The following is a 16358-nucleotide window of genomic DNA, read 5'->3' as shown; positions in this document are numbered from 1 at the left end:
TTCTCATGCAGACAGATCTTTTAGCGCTTCAACACATCTCGGCATTCTCCCATGGAGAGGAGGGTGGCAACCCTGCTGGTGTTCTTGTGGGGGAGGTGATGCTTCCAGATGCGCAGATGCAGTCTATTGCGGCTGATCTCGGCTATTCCGAGACCGTGTTTGCGGTGCCTCTTGCTGATAAAGATGGGTATCGGGTGCGGTATTTTTCGCCTGAAAATGAAGTGCCGTTTTGCGGGCATGCAACGATCGCGCTGGGCGCGGTGCTGGCTCAGCAACATGGCCGAAAAACGCATCAGCTTGAACTAAATGAAACCGTCATCTCCGTTGAGAGCTGGCAGGAGAATGGGCAGCTGCAAGCTGCTTTGCAATCTCCGCTGACCAAGAGTGCGGGCTTGGAAGATGGGGTGAAAGCTGAGTTGCTTGGGCTGCTTGGTTTAAATGAAAGTGATCTGGACCTTCGCATTCCGCCAGCTCGCATTCATGGTGGCGCAAACCATCTGGTGCTCGCGTTGAGTGACAGAGCTAAACTGGCTGGAATGGCCTATGACCTGGAAGCCATGAAGCAGTTTATGCTTGGACAGGGCTTGGTGACGATCATGCTGGTTCATGTTCGCGGGCCGCAAGAGTTTGATGTGCGCAATGCGTTTGCCTCAGCGGGTGTGTTTGAAGACCCAGCTACAGGCGCTGCTGCTGCGGCGTTTTCCGGTTATCTGCGGGATATTGGCTGGGCTCATGGCGGTGAAATCCACATTGTGCAGGGCGAGGATATGGGATCAAAGTCTCTCATCACCGCTCGTATTCCAGCTGAGGCAGGTTCCTCCATTCGCATTTCCGGCAGTGCGCGCCAGATGCGCTGATACTGTCTTTTGATGAGCTGATATTTTGGCCCGAGGCGGATCTGTCCCGGGCTTCTTACTGAAAAAGAAGAAGAACATGGTGCTGGTTAAACAGTGGATTTATGAGATGCGGCCAGAGGCGGACGTGTCTCCTGCGAACTATCGGTATGAGGAAGTGGAGCAAGACCTTACGCCTGTACGGGGTGAGGTTGTGGTTGAAGGGGCGTACTGGTCCGTCGACCCATATATGCGTATTCAGCAAAGCTCCAAAGATACCTGGGAAGCGCCGCATCCAACCGGAGAAGTACAGGGTGCAGCTGTAGTTGGTCGGGTCACCTGTGTGGGTGAGGGTGTTACGGCTCTCAAAGTTGGTGACTGGGTTGAAACTTATATGGGTTGGCGCAGTGCGGGGCTTCGGGCCGTTGCAGACTGCCGCTTGCTGAATGCTGATGAGGTTTCGCCCTCAACAGCGTTGCACGTGCTTGGTATGCCGGGGCGGATTGCCTACTTCGGTTTGCTGGAAGCTGGAAAGCCAAGACCGGGTGAAACTCTGGTAGTGAGCGGAGCTGCCGGTGCAGTTGGTTCCATTGTTGGCCAGATCGGCAAGTTGGCTGGCTTGCGAGTGATTGGTGTGGTCGGTTCTGATGAGAAAGCGCGCTGGATCACCGAAGAACTTGGATTTGATGCAGCCATCAATTATCGGCAAGTGAGTGATGTTGAAAGCATGAAGCAGGCTTTTGCAGAACATGCTCCGGACGGTGTCGATATCTACTACGACAACACGGGCGGCGTTACGACAGATGCTTTCATTGAGAGCATGAACCTGCGTGCACGTATCATTATTTGCGGTCAGATCAGTCAGTATCAGTCTGGTCTTGAAGTGCCGAACATGGGGCCGCGATTGCTGCATCACTTCCTTTACAAACGTGCGACTATGACTGGAGTTTTGGCACGGGATTACACCGCTCGCATGGATGAAATGCTGAGGGTGATGGGTCCGTGGGTGCGTGATGGCAAGATCAAGTACAATGAGACCTTGATTGGCGGCTTTGAGACGTTGCCGGAGGCGCTGTGTGGTCTGTTCACTGGCGCTAATACCGGCAAGATGATTGTGAAAGCCTGAGCTGGTGTTCTGCGTTAAACGAGTGAGAAGCTGATCTCTGCGTTGAGCGTGTTAGACACCGTACAAATTTCTTTGGCAGCTTTGAGCATGGCTTCTGCTTTCTCGCGGTCCTCAAACTCCGGGAGAGCAAACTCCAGATGGAAGCTGCCAAAGCGGTGGGGCAATGTGGATGCCTTTTCCGCGTTTACAGTGATGTAGACATTGCCAAGCGCCACCTTTTGCTGCTTGGCTACCATTTCCAAAGAGATTGCCATACACGACCCAAGGGCGGACATGATCAGGTCTGATGGAGCGGAGAACTCATCGGAGTCTCCCAGACCTGCTGAGTATTGATGCCCGAACTCGTTGGTCACCCAGAACTGGCCGTACTCATGAGACGCGACGGTGAGGGGGCCATAAGACTTGGGTTTCATTCTGATTGGCATATCGACTTCTCAGGTACATTTCCAGGTGGTGTGTTGTTTGGCTATGTATATGGCCAGTGGAGGCTCCAGGTAAATATCTGTGGTTGGCAGAAAGTGCGTCGGCGTTCACTCGTTGGTTATTGGCGATGGCCTATTGATGAATGCTGAGAGTGGGATGCATGCTGCCATGGGGTGCTGTGTACCTGAGAGTTTTGTGGTGGTTGAGCACGTTGGGCAAATGAGATGATGGCACAAACCGAAAAAGAGAACCTGCTTGCGCTTCTGATCGAAGATGATCTGGATCTGGCGGGCACTATTTCTGATGTGCTGAAGATGCACGGCATCAGCTGCGATCATGCTTATAACGGCGAGGCGGGGTTGGAGTTTGCGCGGGAAGGATACTTCGATGTCATCATCCTTGATCTGACGCTGCCTAAGATGGATGGACTGACCGTTTGCGAGACCTTGCGGAGTGAAGGGATTGATCGTCCGGTGTTGATGCTGACGGCGCGGGATGAGCTTTCCGACAAGCTGGCCGGGTTTGAGGCCGGGACGGATGACTATCTGGTCAAACCCTTTGCCTTTGAAGAGCTTGTGGTGCGGATACGGGCGCTGTCGGGACGGCGGAGTGCGCAGTCGAAGTTGTTTGAGCTTGCGGATCTGCAGGTAGACTTTGCGCGCAACATCGCCAAGCGTGGGGATCGGGTGCTGCGTTTGTCGCCAACGGCCTGGAAGATCCTGAGTGTTCTGGTCAAGCACAGTCCGGCCTCTGTGAGCCGGGAGCAGTTGGAACGGGCGTTGTGGGGGGATGAGCCGCCGGAAAGCAACAGCCTGAATGTGCATCTTTACAAACTCCGCCAGCAACTTCAGCAACCTGATGAGGTTGAGGTGATTTATCGCGATGCCAATGGGGGATACAGTCTTCGGGAGAAAGTGGATGGCGAGTAAGGCAGCCGTTGGGGTGCGCGGGCGCAGCATCTTTCGTGAGCTTGGCATCACGTTCTTCATCAGCGTCATTCTGCTGCTGCTGCTCTATACGTTCTTGCTGCCGATCTTCTTCATCGCCGGCTCCGATGAGAGCATCATCTACATGATGGATGATCTGGGGCGATCCTATGAGGAGGCCGCGCAGGTTGATCCGAATGCTCCGTTGCCTGAGACTTATCTGATCCGAAGTGCATTTTCGCTGGAGACATTGCCGCCAGAAATGGCACGTCATTTTGAAGATGAAACGCTGGAGCCGCTGGAGCTGTATTTTGATGAGGAAGACCAGGAGTGTGATGCGGAGGGCAACTGCAAGTCGACGTATTACCTCTATCTCTACATCTATCCGCTTGAAGATGGGCGAAATCTCTACATCACGCTTGAGAGCACGGAAGAGTATGTTGAAGGTTCCGAAGAGGATCAGGTTGTCATCATAGCTTTCGCGATTGTTGGGTTCATCAACCTGCTGGCGACTTTTGTGTGTGCCCGCATTCTTTCCAAGCGGCTGATCAAACCCATCGCAGCGCTGGAGAACTGGGCGCAATCTCTGGATAGCGAAAATGCGGGTGAAGCGCCGCCGAACTTCCGGTATCGGGAGCTGAATAATCTTGCCGTGAAGCTTTCCCGTACCGTGGCGCGGATTTCGGAGTTTGTGGAGCGGGAGCAGACGTTCCTGCGATATGCGAGCCATGAGCTACGGACGCCGATCACGGTGATTGCCGGCAATATCTCGTTGCTGAAGAGCCGGGAGAGTGATCCGGAAGATGCGATACCGGTGGAGCGCATCCAGCGGGCGAACCTCAACATGCGGATCATTGTTGAGACGTTGTTGTGGTTGGGACGAGAGAGCTCAGCGCCGCCGCGGGTAGAGAAGCTTGTGCCCGCGAAACTGATTATGGGCTGCATTGAGGAGCTGGATTATCTGAAGGGCAACAAACCGCTGACGGAGCATCTGGACCTGAGTGAAGATGAGGCTGAGCTTCCGAAGGCGCCGCTGCTTATTCTGTTTGGCAACCTGATCCGCAATGCATTCCAGCATGCCCAGAAAGGGGAGATCAAGATCAGCTATCGTGATGGTGTGTTCCTGATCGAAAACCCGGTTGCTACCGGCAAGAAAGACGGGGCTGCTTCGATCTATGAAGAGAGCTTTGGCTTCGGGCTTTCCCTTTGTGAGCGCATCGCCCGGAGGATGGGGTGGGAGTTCACACTGGAAGAGCGAGACAATGCGATTGTGACGCGACTGGTGTTGAAAGAGACGCGCAAGCCTTAAGTGATGATGAGCAGCAGTTGTTCGCTAAGTAGCGTACGTATTTGTCTGTATTCATCATGAATATCTGAGTTTTTTCAGGGGTGTTCCTCGAGCGATATCGGTGTGAATTGTTTTTCGCATCGGCATCCGAAGAAAATATTATCTCAATTTGTTGCTATCTGGAATTTTTACTATTTAATTTACGTAGAGACAGAAGGGGTGTTTATTCGATTCGGGTGGGCTGATGCAGGGTGTGCATGATGAGATGGTGAGAAAGCTCTACGCCAATATCGCTCTTGGAGAGGATATCGGTCAGGCTTTTGCACCAATGGCATCCTCCTTTCGTGAGACCTTGCTCTGCTACAAGATCGTTTCTCTCAACTCGCTCCAATATCACCACATGGCCTTGCACAATACAGAGGATGACATGGCGGCGAAGATTGTTGCCGCTGGGCAGAGCAACCCACTTCCGCGTTTTGCTAAGTTCGCGCCTATGAATGGTTTGATCCATACTGAGGACTTCATCAGTCCGGATGAAATCCGTGATACGGACTTCTTTGATCTCGTATTCAGCGACTACGGCACGTTTGACCGTGTTCGAGCCTTTCTGATCCATCGCAATGGTATGGACACAGCCATGGTTTCAGTTGCCGTGCAGTCTGACTTTGACGGTTCTGATGCTGTACAGCTTGACAAGACCCTTGATACGGTACGGCCCCATTTCCAAAGTGCGTTTTCGGTGGCGTTGCATTTGGAGCAGCGGCGGGGGCTGACGGATGCTTATACGTTCTGGCTGGATCGTATTCCGAGCGCTGCCTTCATTCTGGATCAGGGCATGCATGTTGCCTTTGCGAACAAGCAGGCTGAGGTGTTCTTTGGCAGTAACGAAAGCTTTTTTATTGACCGACGCGGTGAGGTTTCCTCCCGCCACAACGGGCATCGCAAGTTGTTTGAGGATGCGGTTACCAAATGCCGGGTGACGAGCAAGCCGTTGGGGCCTTTGGTCTTGGAGGGAGAGGCAGCGCCCAATCCATTCTTTGTGGTGATGCCTATTGATGTGCTGGCTGAAACGCCCGCTTATCTGGCACCGTTTGTGCGCGGGCTGCAGCCATTGCTTTGCATGATTATGGATCCGGGCGATCGTCCACTGGCAGAGCTGGAGAACCTGCAACATTACTTTGGCATCTCAAAGCGAGAGGCGGAGTTGCTGCAGCATCTGGTTCAGGGCGCTTCCATGGGAGAAACCTCGCATGCGCTGGACATCAGCTACAACACTGCCCGCAATCATATGGCGCGTATTGCAGACAAGGTCTCAGTGAACTCACAAAGTGAGTTGGTGCGTCTTGCTAGTGATCTGGCAGCGAGAGTGCCGCGATAGAGGGTGAGATGAGCGTTGCTGAAGACCTGATCGGGAGAATGTACTCCAGTGTGATACTGGGGCAGGATCTTGGGCAGGTTTTTGAAGGTCTTGCTGCTGCTAACCGTGATGTTTTGTTTGGTGTTCAGGTGCAGTGTTATCTGAACAATGACTACTATTACATGTCCTTTCAAAATGCTGAGGAAGGGATGGCGCAAGACATGGATGAGGCCGGGGGCTGCAATCCGTTTCCGCCATTGGCTGCGATTATCCCGTTTCAGTCCGTTCTTTACAGCGAGCGCTACATTGCGCCGGAAATGGTCAAGCGCTCGGAGTTTTATGAGCGGGTGCTGAGCAAGCGAAATACGTTTGATCGCTCCCGTGGTTTTCTGATGCATCGGAAGGATGGGGATGCGGCGATTGTTGCGTTTACAATGCCGGATGATTTTGTTGGCAAAGAAGATCTGTTTCTTTGCGATACATTGGAGCGCATTCGGCCTCACTTTCAGCGTGCATTCTCTCTGGCACTTGAGTTGAGGCAGCGAGAGCAGAAGGCTTATCTTGGTGCACATTGGCTTGAACGCATTCCCAGTGCGGCGATGGTCCTTGATCGTGGCTTACATGTTGCGGTTGCCAATGCTGAGGCAGAACGGATGTTTCGCTCCTCAGATTTGATAGATGTGGATTGCCGTGGTGAGCTTTCCACCCGCTCTCATAGCCAACGTAAATTGCTGGAAGATACGGCGGCAAATGTTCGGCTAAATAAGAGGCCTGTCGGGCCTTTGGCCTTGCACGGGGAATTTATGCCGGGCACGCTATTTGCGATGACACCCATTCGGGTGTTGGAGCGCTCGCCTGCTTATCTTGATTGCTTTGTTCCTGCGGATGAGGCGGTGCTTGCGATTGTCATCGATCCGTCCAGTTTGTCCGTTGCACCCGTGACTTATCTGCAGGAGTGTATGGATGTATCTAAACGAGAAGCGGAGTTGATCCAGAACCTTGTGGTTGGTTTGTCGGTTCGTGAAACAGCTGACAAAATGCAGATCAGCTACAACACCGCCCGCAACCATCTGGCCCGTATTACCGACCGGGTGTCCTTAGGCTCGCAAAGTGAACTGGTGCGTTTGGCCAGTGACCTTTCAGTGCGAGTGCCTCGCTAGACTGACTATTTCGTTGGCGCTGATCTGCCAACATCTTCTGGAGAAGCCCGTTGCAGAACCTGCAAGATACTCTTGTGAAACGCATGTATGCCTGCGCGGCCCTTGGCGAGGATATCTTCAGCGCGCTTGAGCCGTTGGCGCACACGTATCCGGAGGTGTTGTTTGGCGTGCAGGCCCAGTGCTTTTGCAGGCTGAAAACGCATCATCTTGCTTTTTGGAACTGCGATGATGGCTTTGAACAGGACATGCGGGAGGGAGAGAGTGTGAACCCGTTTCCAGCTCTCATGGATGCTGCTGCTTTTGATGAAGTGATTTACAGCGAGCGGTTCATCAGCCCTGATCAAGTTAAGCGCTCTGAGTTCTATGAGCGCGTCCTTTCCAGACAGAACAAGTGTGATCGTTCACGTGGCATCATCCTGCACCGGAGAGGAACCGATGGTGCTGTCATCACAGCGACCATGCCAGAAAGGTTTGTGGGGCAGGAGGATGATGAACTTTGCGCGATGCTTGAATTTATCAAGCCGAGCTTTCAATCCGCCTTTGCCCTTGGGTTGGAGTTGGAGCGGCGGCGGTTTGAGTGTGATGATCAGTTATTTTGGTTGGAGCGTATACCGAGTGCTGCTTTCGTGCTGGACCATGGCTTGCATGTCGCGCTTGCAAACCAGCGGGGAGAAGCTGTGCTGCGTAAAGGAGAGGGGGTGCTTGTTGACCGAAGTGTCTCCCTTTCGAGCAAGTGTCGTTTTCATCGTGCGCATATTGAGCGTTCTGTTCACATGGCACGCTCAACACAGATGCCTCAGGTTCCTTGTGTACTTCAAAGTGAAGAGCGAGCCTCAATGATTTTTGCTGCTGTTCCGCTTGAAACTTTAATGGCGACACAGCCCTATCTTGATTGTTTTCTCGGTGAGTTTCAGCCTGTCCTTTGCATTCTTATTGATCCGGCAGATCTTCCGGTGACTGACGTTCAGATGCTGCAGAGCTATCTAAGCATTTCACTGCGAGAAGCTGAGTTGGTGCGATGTCTTGTGGGTGGGCTGTCAATGCGGGAGACAGCTGACAAAATGCAGATTAGTTATAACACTGCGCGTAATCATCTGGCACGAATAACTGAGAAGGTTGGCTTTGTCTCGCAAAGCGAGCTTGTTCGGTTTGCCAGTGATCTTGCTGCGCGGATCCCTTCCTGATTGCCTTTCCAAAAGGTTTTAGCGATGCACAATCGAATTTATGTTTTCGGGGCTTCCTGCTCCGGGTCAACCACGCTTGGGCGTGGCTTGTCACAAGCCCTTTCCATTCCTCATGCGGATTCAGATGATTATTTCTGGGAGCAAACAGATCCTCCGTTTTCCAAAAAGCGACCTGAGGAAGAGCGGGTGAAGCTTATGGCGCCAGTTCTGGGAGATGGAAGCTGGGTGTTGACTGGTGCCTGCGAGAACTGGGCCAAAGATTTTATTGCGGATGCGACCCTGATTGTTTTTCTCAGCTTGCCGCAAGAGTTGCGGTTGCAGCGCCTGAAGCAGCGAGAGCAAGAGCGTTTTGGAGATCGCATTCTGGAAGGTGGAGACATGTTTGAGATCCATGACGCCTTCTTTAAATGGGCATCACAATACGAAAATCCTGAGTTTGCTGGGAGAAGCCGGCATCGGCATGAGGCGTGGATGAAAAGCTGTGGCAAGCCAGCTTTGCGATTGGATGGACGGCTTACGCGAGAAGAACTGGTCGTTCAAGTGCTGCGAATATCTGCATGAGCCTTGCACAATCAATGATTTATAAGAATTCGATGTAGAACTAGAGTTAATATTCTAAATATTAGCTTGTGTTGTTTTGCTAAAATAGAACCTGACGTAAAGGAGATGCTTGAAATTAAAGAATAGATCTATCTGTGTGCTCAATATGAATATTACATATGTTTTATTGTGCTTTGTCGATTCTCTAGTTTATATAATTTTGAATTAAATTTTGGGAGAATTGCGATGAAGTATTTTTTAGTCTTCGTGTTTGTGATGTTCTCATTCAGTGTAAATGCGGACATTATTCGGAAGCAGGTTGCAGCCAATCGCACTGCAAAACTCAACGTTTATAGCTATTACGTTCCTGAAACCTGCGGCTCCGCAGAGTTGCCTAAGGTCTCTTTCGTCAAAAAGCCGGAGCATGGTGTTGTACGTTTTGTGCAATCCCGCTCTGCGCTGCCAAGTTCTGCAGGTAAGTGCGCGGGCAAGGTGACGAACGATCTGATCATGTACTACTCGCCGGACAAAGACTTTCGCGGCACAGACAAAGTGGTGACGAAGTTTCGGATGTACACGTCAGGTCGCGTGATCTCCGGCGGAAATACCTATGAGATTGAGATCAAGTAAAAGCTCGCAAACTCCATCGCATAAGAGGTTCAGCTGAAAATGCTGAGCCTCTTTTTTTATGTGCGGATGACGGCGCTGTCCTTCGTGTCTCTGTGATTTGGCTGAAGCAGATTTGGTGATCATATGCTGCTTCTACAGTTTGCTGGTGTGTGTCTGGCCGGTTCCGGCAGATGGAATTGAGATTGGGTGGTGTTGGGCTGAAACTGGCAGTATCCCCTCAAATGCGAGGTGATTTGAGTGAAAATCTCAATTGTGGTCGCTTTGCTGGCAATTATATTGTCGTTTGGCTGCGGGTTTTCTTTCACGTCGTCGTGATCCGGGTGCTTATTGTTGACATGAGCTCAGCAATGCCTATGAGTTGATTGTTGAATTTTCGTGGTGGTCCGGTCGGGGAGGGCTGTACTACTGCTGCTGCTAAAAAGCCGGAATAAGAGCATCGCCAAGCTCACACCGGTTGGGGGAGAATATTATGCGTCTGTTTTCATACAAAAACAGAAAGGTTCATCTTGGGCCGTATCCTTCTGAACGACTGAAGCGGACGCACGAGGCTGTTGATCTGGGGCGCGTGCCCCGTGTGCAGCCAACGATTTACTCTCAAGCTGACACTCCCGAGATCCTGAGCAATTCGATGGCTTCGTTTAGCGCCATCATGGATGCGATCCGTGATGGCGCGCACAATGCCAAGCTCTCTGAAATTCCTGATGATCCGCAGGAGCGAGCCAATCACCTGAAGGCCGCGGGTTATTTCTTTGATGCGACCATGATGGGGACCTGTGATCTGGTTCCTGAGCACTTCCTTGATCAGCCATTGCGCAACCCAGATCTGGATAAGCTTGCGAAAGATCTGCAGACGTTCCAACCGAAGACGCTTGCTGCCGGTATCGACGTGACTATGGCAGATGTGCGCGACAGTGCGGCTGCCACGCCGGGGCCCGTGACACACCATGGTTCTGCGCTTGTTGTGTTGATGGAACATCCGCGCGCACCAAGGGCCGACGAGCCGGGTGGGGACTGGATCACCGGCACCTGCGAGCAGCGCTCTGCCATACGGGCAGCAGAAGTGGCCGTGGTGCTGGCCAACTATCTGCGCCTGCTGGGTGTGGAGGCGCGTGCGCACACCACCAGCAGTGCGGATGTGGATCTGAACCGACTGGCTGTTTCTGCCGGTCTCGTTGAGGTGGTGGAGAAGGATGGGGAGACGGTTGTCTCCAATCCGTATGTTGGCCATGAGTTCACTCTGGCTGCCATCACCACCACGCTGGAGTTGACGCCGGACCAACCGCTTGCACCGCGCAACCTAGCGGATATCTGGAGTTCTCACGGCCCTGCCTGGCAGTTGGGTATGGGGACGTTCAAAAATGCCTTCAACCGTAAGCCTTTTGAAAACCGTGACTATCACATGGGGGCGTTTCCGTTTGAGCGGATCAAGCGGGTTGAAGAGACGACAACCTTTATTGATGAGCCGCGCGTGCCTCGTGTTCCTAAACGCACCGACATGTTCGCGCGTGCGCTGTTTGGCGATATGGGCAAACCGTTGCAGGAGGCTGCCAAAAATGGCGGCTATCTGGCAAAAAATCCGATGGGATACTGCGCCCGCCGTGCCCTAGCCGCGCTGATCCTGCTGCAAGATGGTGATACAGCACCGGAGGTCTCCCCAAGCGCGGTGGATCCAGATAAGAACGCAGCCAACGTGAAGTCAGCGCTGTATTTCCTCGGCGCGGATGCCGTTGGCCTGTCTCGCTGCCCGGACTATGCATATTACTCCCACGATGCGCGCGGCGAGCCGATTACGCCGTATCATAAGAACGCAATCTCCATTCTAGTGGATCAGGGCCATGAGACGATGGAGGGGGCCAGCGGAGATGACTGGATCTCCGGCGCTCAATCCATGCGTGCTTATCTGCGTACTTCCATTATCGGTGGTATTGTCGCTGAGCAGATCCGCCGTCTTGGTTATCCGGCGCGGTGTCACTCCGTCGTGGATGGCGAAGTGCTCCAACCACCGCTGCTGCTGCTCTCCGGCCTTGGCGAAGTGAGCCGCATTGGTGAGGTTATTCTGAACCCGTATCTCGGCCCGCGTCTGAAGTCCGGCGTTGTGACCACCGATATGCCGTTCACCTATGACAAGCCCATCGACTTCGGCCTGCAGCGTTTCTGCGAAAGCTGTAACAAGTGTGCCCGCGAGTGTCCATCTGGTGCGATCACTGCCGGGCCGAAGCGTATGTTCAACGGCTATGAGATTTGGAAGTCAGATTCCGAGAAATGCGCGCGCTACCGTGTGTCTCAGCCCGCTGGCTCCTTGTGCGGACGCTGTATGAAAACCTGTCCGTGGAACCTTGAGGGCCTGTTCAGTGAAGCACCGTTCCGCTGGACGGCTATGAAGATGCCATCCTCGGCCAAAATGCTTGCCAAGCTTGATGACAAGTTGGGTAATGGTTCCATCAATCCGGTCAAGAAATGGTGGTGGGATCTGGTTGCCAGCGGTGAAGGGAACTACGTGATCGCGGAGGAGACCAACGCGCGTGAGTTGCAGCTGGACCTCGACCTGAAATATGAAGACCAGACCCTCGCCGTGTACCCAGCCAACCTCGCGCCGCATCCGTGGCCGTTTCCGTTTATGATGGACCGTGAAGCGGGCATCAAAGCGTATCAGGGCATGATTTCTGCTAAGGAGTACAAGGTTCGCCTCGCTTCTGGATCTAACGATCTTGCTCCTGTGTACGAGGTGAGTGCAAGCTCCTCTCCTGTTCTGGCTGTACGCCTGTCCAAAGTGAATGCGGAAGCTGAAGGCGTGTCGCGTTACGAGTTCACATTGGATGATGGATCACCGCTTCCTGTATTTGAGGCGGGTGCCCATATTGATGTGGTTGTTGCACCTGAGTTCCTGCGCCAATACTCGCTGGCGGGTGATCCGGCAGATAACAGCAAGTATGTTATTGGCGTTTTAGAAGAAAAAGAAGGGCGCGGCGGTTCTGCGCTGATGCACCGGATCTTCCACGAAGGACGCCGTGTCTTCATTTCCAAGCCGATCAATCATTTCCCTTTGCATGAAGATGCCAAGAAGACGCTCCTGTTTGGTGGTGGTATCGGGGTAACGCCGATGATCGCCATGGCACACCGGCTGCATGCGCTCGGCAAACCTTTTGAGCTGCATTACTGCTTCCGCCATCGCCACAAAGCGGGCTTCATCGAAGAAATCCAAAACGCGCCTTGGGCAGATAAAGCCTTCATTCATTGTTCCAGCGAAGGAACGCGCGCTGATCTGAAGTCTATTCTTGCCGGCTATGAGGATGGCTATCATGTCTATACGTGTGGCCCTGATGTCTTCATGGATGGGGTGTTGGATACGGCCGCTGCTAATGGCTGGGCAAAAGAGAGCCTGCACAAGGAGTACTTCTCCGTTCCTGATCAAGGCGACTATGTGAACACCAGCTTCTTTGTGAAACTGGCCTCAACGGGTGAGCGCATTGAGATCCCAGAGGATAAGAGCGCAGCGGATGTACTGAACGAGAAGGGGATTTCTGTTCCAACCAAGTGCTCGGACGGTATTTGTGGCGTCTGCACCGCAAAATACAAGGGTGCCGATGTTGAGCACCGTGACTTTGTGCTGAGCGGAAAAGAGAAGGAAGACACTCTGGTTCTGTGCTGCTCCCGTGCAAAGGACGCAGGCGCAGAGCTTCTGCTTGAGCTTTAGGTGAAAAATACGCAGTGTTTTCTTTTTGGTTTCAGGGCGGGGATACCAGTTTCCGCCTTGATGGAGTTGGAAGTAGTTTCTATCTTAAATCTGGATCTTGCGTTTTCTGCGCAGGGTGACACGTTAGTGCGCCTTCAATGATCTTTCCAAAATCTTTGATTTTTCCATTTTGGAACCACAATAAACACTACTAGAATTTTGCCAATTGGCTTTTCTGCCGGGATCTCTGTCAATCTTCTCACGCGTTTTGCGAGCAAGGGGACATCTCGGCACTGGAATAGGATCATCAGAATGACAATGAACAGACGGAGTGTGCTGAAAATGGCGGTTGGAAGCATGACACTGGCTGCCGGAACTGGAGCGGTGCAGGCTCAGTTCAAAACAGCGCATGACCTTTCTGAGAAACTGGAACTTGGCGTGCAGTCGGGGCTGCTGACCGATTTGCATGGTGTGATGATTGCCCATGGCGACAAGGTTGTGTTTGAGCACTTTTTTGAAGGGCGGGATTTTGCCTGGGCAGACGATCTGGGCACTGTGAAGTTTGAGCGTGATACGCTGCATGATCTGCGCTCTGTGACCAAGAGCATTACCAGCTTGCTCTATGGTATCGCTTTGGGGATGGGCAAGGTGCCGACACCCGATGCGCCTTTGCTCGATGCTTTTCCGGATTATGCGGATCTGAAAAAAGACCCGCAGCGTGCTGCCTGGACCATTAGCAATGCGCTGAACATGACGATGGGTACTGAGTGGAATGAAGATCTGCCGTACTCTGACCCACGCAACAGTGAGATCATGATGGAGAATGCTCCAGACAGATATCGCTTTATTCTGGATCGCCCGATTATTGGGCAGCCAGGCGTGCGTTGGCACTATAATGGCGGTTGCACTGCTTTGTTGGGGCATTTGATTTCTGTAGGAACAGGGCAAGATCTTGAAGAGTTTGCCAAAGAGCAGCTGTTCGCACCTCTTGGTATTTCGCAGTTCCAATGGATGCGTGGCTCGGATGGGGTTCCTTCTCCCGCTTCCGGCCTAAGATTGACGGCGGAAGGATTAACCCGCATTGGCCAGATGGTTGCCGCTGGTGGGCGATGGAATGAGAGGGAGATTGTTCCTCAAGAATGGCTTGAGACTTATATGGCGCCGCAGGTGAGAACTGCCTTCGGTTCGCACTACAGCAATTCCTGGTATTGGCAGGAGCATTTCGTACCAGCGGCCAATCGTGCTTTTCCTGTCATCTCAGGTGCTGGGAATGGTGGGCAACGACTTTTTGTGGTGCCGGCTCTTGATATTGTCGTCACTGTTTTTTGTGGGGCGTACAATCGCCCGGATCAGTGGATCACGCCGCTTCTCGTCCTTGATCGTATGGCGCTTCCCAATCTAGAAAAGCTCTAGCTCCTTATAACCCGGTAACTGATGGTGTTGCCGGGTTCTTCTTTTGGCCAATTCCTCTCAATATAACACTGTTATATTTTAATTGAGTCGTTATGGGAGGGGATTATGGCAAAGGTACTTTATGAAAAGGACGGTCGGATTGCGCGCATTACATTAAACCGACCTGATGTGATGAATGCCATTGATATGGATATTCCGCATGAGTTGGCTGCCTGTGTGGCACGAGCCAATGCAGATGACGGTGTTCATGTGATCGTGCTGGGAGGAAGCGGCCCGGCGTTTTGTGCAGGTTATGATCTGACGGCTTATGCCGAAACCGAAGGCAGTAACCCGGGTGTGCAGGAAATGCCATGGGACCCGATGAAGGACTATGCCTTCATGAAGCAGAACACGGACCTATTCATGTCATTATGGCGAAGTTACCGGCCTGTTATCGCTAAGGTGCACGGCCATGCCGTTGCTGGCGGTTCAGATATTGCTCTTTGTTCAGATATGATCGTGATGTCGGAAGATGCTCATATTGGCTACATGCCGGTGCGTGTTTGGGGCTGTCCAACGACTGCGATGTGGGTGTACCGGCTTGGCGCTGAACGTGCGAAACGTATGTTGCTGACAGGTGATAAGATTGATGGCCATGAAGCTGAGCGAATTGGACTGGTTCACAAGGCAGTGCCAGCTGATCAGCTTGATGCGGAAGTTGAAAGACTGGCTGAGCGTATGGCTGGCATTCCGATAAACCAGTTGATGATGCAAAAACTCATGATCAATCAAGCAATCGAGTCTATGGGGCTTTACCAGACGCAAATGATTGCCACGCTGTTTGATGGTATTACTCGCCATAGCCCGGAAGATGAACTTCAAGAAGCGTGCAGAAGATGTCTCCTGGAAGCAAGCTGTCCGTGAGCGCGATAAAGGAACCTTTGATTGGACCGCAAACAGACCAATAAATGCTCCTTTATAATATGAGAGATCATGACCAACTTAAATCATCAGGACGACCCAGAAGCTGAGGCACGGCAGAAGCGGGCTGAATATTTGCGTGAAGCTCGCTGTTCACTCATTGTCAAAGCTGCCCGCGACGTGTTTTCACAGGACGGACTTGATGGAGCTTCAATGCGCTCCATCGCCCGGGCTGCAGGTTGTACGACAGGGGCCATCTATCCTTACTTTCACGGAAAGGAAGAACTCTACTGCGCTGTCCTGCAAGAAACGCTTGATCAGCTTCATCATGCGGTGACTGAAGCAATCGAGGGTGCTGCATCTCCTGCGCAGTCTGCCTCTGCCGGAGTACTTGCGTTCTTTGACTTTTATGACAGCCGCCCAGATGACCTCGCACTTGGCCTATATCTGTTCAACGGTCTCAAGCCGGTTGGTCTGGGCCGCGAGCTTGATGCTGTGCTCAATCGCCAGGTCGGCGCAACCGTTCGTATGATTGAATGCAGTGCTGCCGCTGAGTTTGGTGATCGAGCAAAGGAATGGACTGCGGGCTCCATTGCTCAATGTATGGGCTTGCTGATTATGGGACATACAGGACGCCTGTCGCATTGGCAGTTTGAGGGGCGTTACCTATTGGAGCAGTTTTTGCGTAAGTGATGATGTTGGCTTTCGGTAGTTTCTCCTTTCTCAGTTCGAACTGCTGACGGTCATTTGCCGCTTCTATTAGATGTATGATCCCTCGTGGCTTAGCCTCGGCTTTAGGGATCGGCCTACATTGCATACTTCTCCCGGCTTCGTGGTGAGGTGGTGCTTTTCTTTCTTCAGTTATCAAAGAACCCGGACTTGTCCGTTTGCGGTGTTGCATGGCA

Annotated in this window: 14 protein-coding genes; 13 read left to right on the top strand and 1 reads right to left on the bottom strand. The window is 52.5% G+C overall.

Going from position 1 to position 16358, the window contains the following annotated elements; genetic code table 11:
• The first annotated feature begins 5 nt into the window (after positions 1-5).
• Positions 6-857: a PhzF family phenazine biosynthesis protein gene (locus tag JCM12308_RS25715; protein WP_054785566.1), complete on the top strand. Its 852-nt coding sequence runs from the start codon at positions 6-8 to the stop codon at positions 855-857.
• Between the two features lie 76 nt (positions 858-933).
• Positions 934-1959, top strand: coding sequence for an NADP-dependent oxidoreductase (locus JCM12308_RS25710; RefSeq protein ID WP_054785565.1), 1026 nt, complete (start codon positions 934-936; stop codon positions 1957-1959).
• A gap of 14 nt (positions 1960-1973) precedes the next feature.
• On the opposite strand, the gene JCM12308_RS25705 is transcribed toward JCM12308_RS25710, so the two are convergent.
• Positions 1974-2372, bottom strand: coding sequence for an OsmC family protein (locus tag JCM12308_RS25705; RefSeq protein WP_208978941.1), 399 nt, complete (start codon positions 2370-2372; stop codon positions 1974-1976).
• Between the two features lie 234 nt (positions 2373-2606).
• Between JCM12308_RS25705 and JCM12308_RS25700 the strand changes: the two genes are divergently transcribed.
• The 11 genes from JCM12308_RS25700 (at position 2607) to JCM12308_RS25645 (ending at position 16146) form a co-directional block, all read left to right on the top strand.
• Positions 2607-3311: a response regulator transcription factor gene (locus JCM12308_RS25700; RefSeq protein WP_014287189.1), complete on the top strand. Its 705-nt coding sequence runs from the start codon at positions 2607-2609 to the stop codon at positions 3309-3311.
• Complete coding sequence (locus tag JCM12308_RS25695) at positions 3301-4617, top strand: sensor histidine kinase (RefSeq protein ID WP_208609287.1); 1317 nt, start codon at positions 3301-3303, stop codon at positions 4615-4617. Before JCM12308_RS25700 ends, JCM12308_RS25695 begins: the two co-directional genes overlap by 11 nt.
• A 223-nt stretch (positions 4618-4840) precedes the next feature.
• Positions 4841-5974 (top strand): helix-turn-helix transcriptional regulator, encoded by a 1134-nt coding sequence (locus tag JCM12308_RS25690; RefSeq protein WP_054785563.1) that lies wholly within the window; start codon positions 4841-4843, stop codon positions 5972-5974.
• 8 nt (positions 5975-5982) lie between these two features.
• Positions 5983-7113, top strand: a complete 1131-nt coding sequence (locus JCM12308_RS25685) for a helix-turn-helix transcriptional regulator (protein ID WP_054785562.1) — start codon at positions 5983-5985, stop codon at positions 7111-7113.
• Positions 7114-7163: 50 nt separating this feature from the next.
• Positions 7164-8297, top strand: a complete 1134-nt coding sequence (locus tag JCM12308_RS25680; RefSeq protein WP_208609288.1) for a helix-turn-helix transcriptional regulator — start codon at positions 7164-7166, stop codon at positions 8295-8297.
• 24 nt (positions 8298-8321) lie between these two features.
• Positions 8322-8858, top strand: coding sequence for an AAA family ATPase (locus tag JCM12308_RS25675; protein ID WP_054785561.1), 537 nt, complete (start codon positions 8322-8324; stop codon positions 8856-8858).
• Between the two features lie 225 nt (positions 8859-9083).
• Positions 9084-9467, top strand: a complete 384-nt coding sequence (locus JCM12308_RS25670; protein ID WP_041768804.1) for a hypothetical protein — start codon at positions 9084-9086, stop codon at positions 9465-9467.
• Positions 9468-9936: 469 nt separating this feature from the next.
• On the top strand, positions 9937-13161 hold the full coding sequence (locus JCM12308_RS25665; protein ID WP_054785560.1) for a 2Fe-2S iron-sulfur cluster-binding protein: 3225 nt from the start codon (positions 9937-9939) through the stop codon (positions 13159-13161).
• 291 nt (positions 13162-13452) lie between these two features.
• Positions 13453-14553 (top strand): serine hydrolase domain-containing protein, encoded by a 1101-nt coding sequence (locus JCM12308_RS25655; protein ID WP_208609289.1) that lies wholly within the window; start codon positions 13453-13455, stop codon positions 14551-14553.
• 105 nt (positions 14554-14658) lie between these two features.
• On the top strand, positions 14659-15456 hold the full coding sequence (locus JCM12308_RS25650) for a crotonase/enoyl-CoA hydratase family protein (protein ID WP_244272032.1): 798 nt from the start codon (positions 14659-14661) through the stop codon (positions 15454-15456).
• Between the two features lie 69 nt (positions 15457-15525).
• Positions 15526-16146, top strand: a complete 621-nt coding sequence (locus JCM12308_RS25645) for a TetR/AcrR family transcriptional regulator (RefSeq protein WP_054785558.1) — start codon at positions 15526-15528, stop codon at positions 16144-16146.
• Positions 16147-16358 lie beyond the last annotated feature (212 nt).

Origin of the sequence: Pseudovibrio denitrificans JCM 12308 (assembly GCF_001310815.1) — a bacterium.
Classification (GTDB): domain Bacteria; phylum Pseudomonadota; class Alphaproteobacteria; order Rhizobiales; family Stappiaceae; genus Pseudovibrio; species Pseudovibrio denitrificans.
The sequence above is the reverse complement of the archived record's forward strand: the minus strand, read 5'-3'. Positions and strand labels throughout refer to the sequence as shown.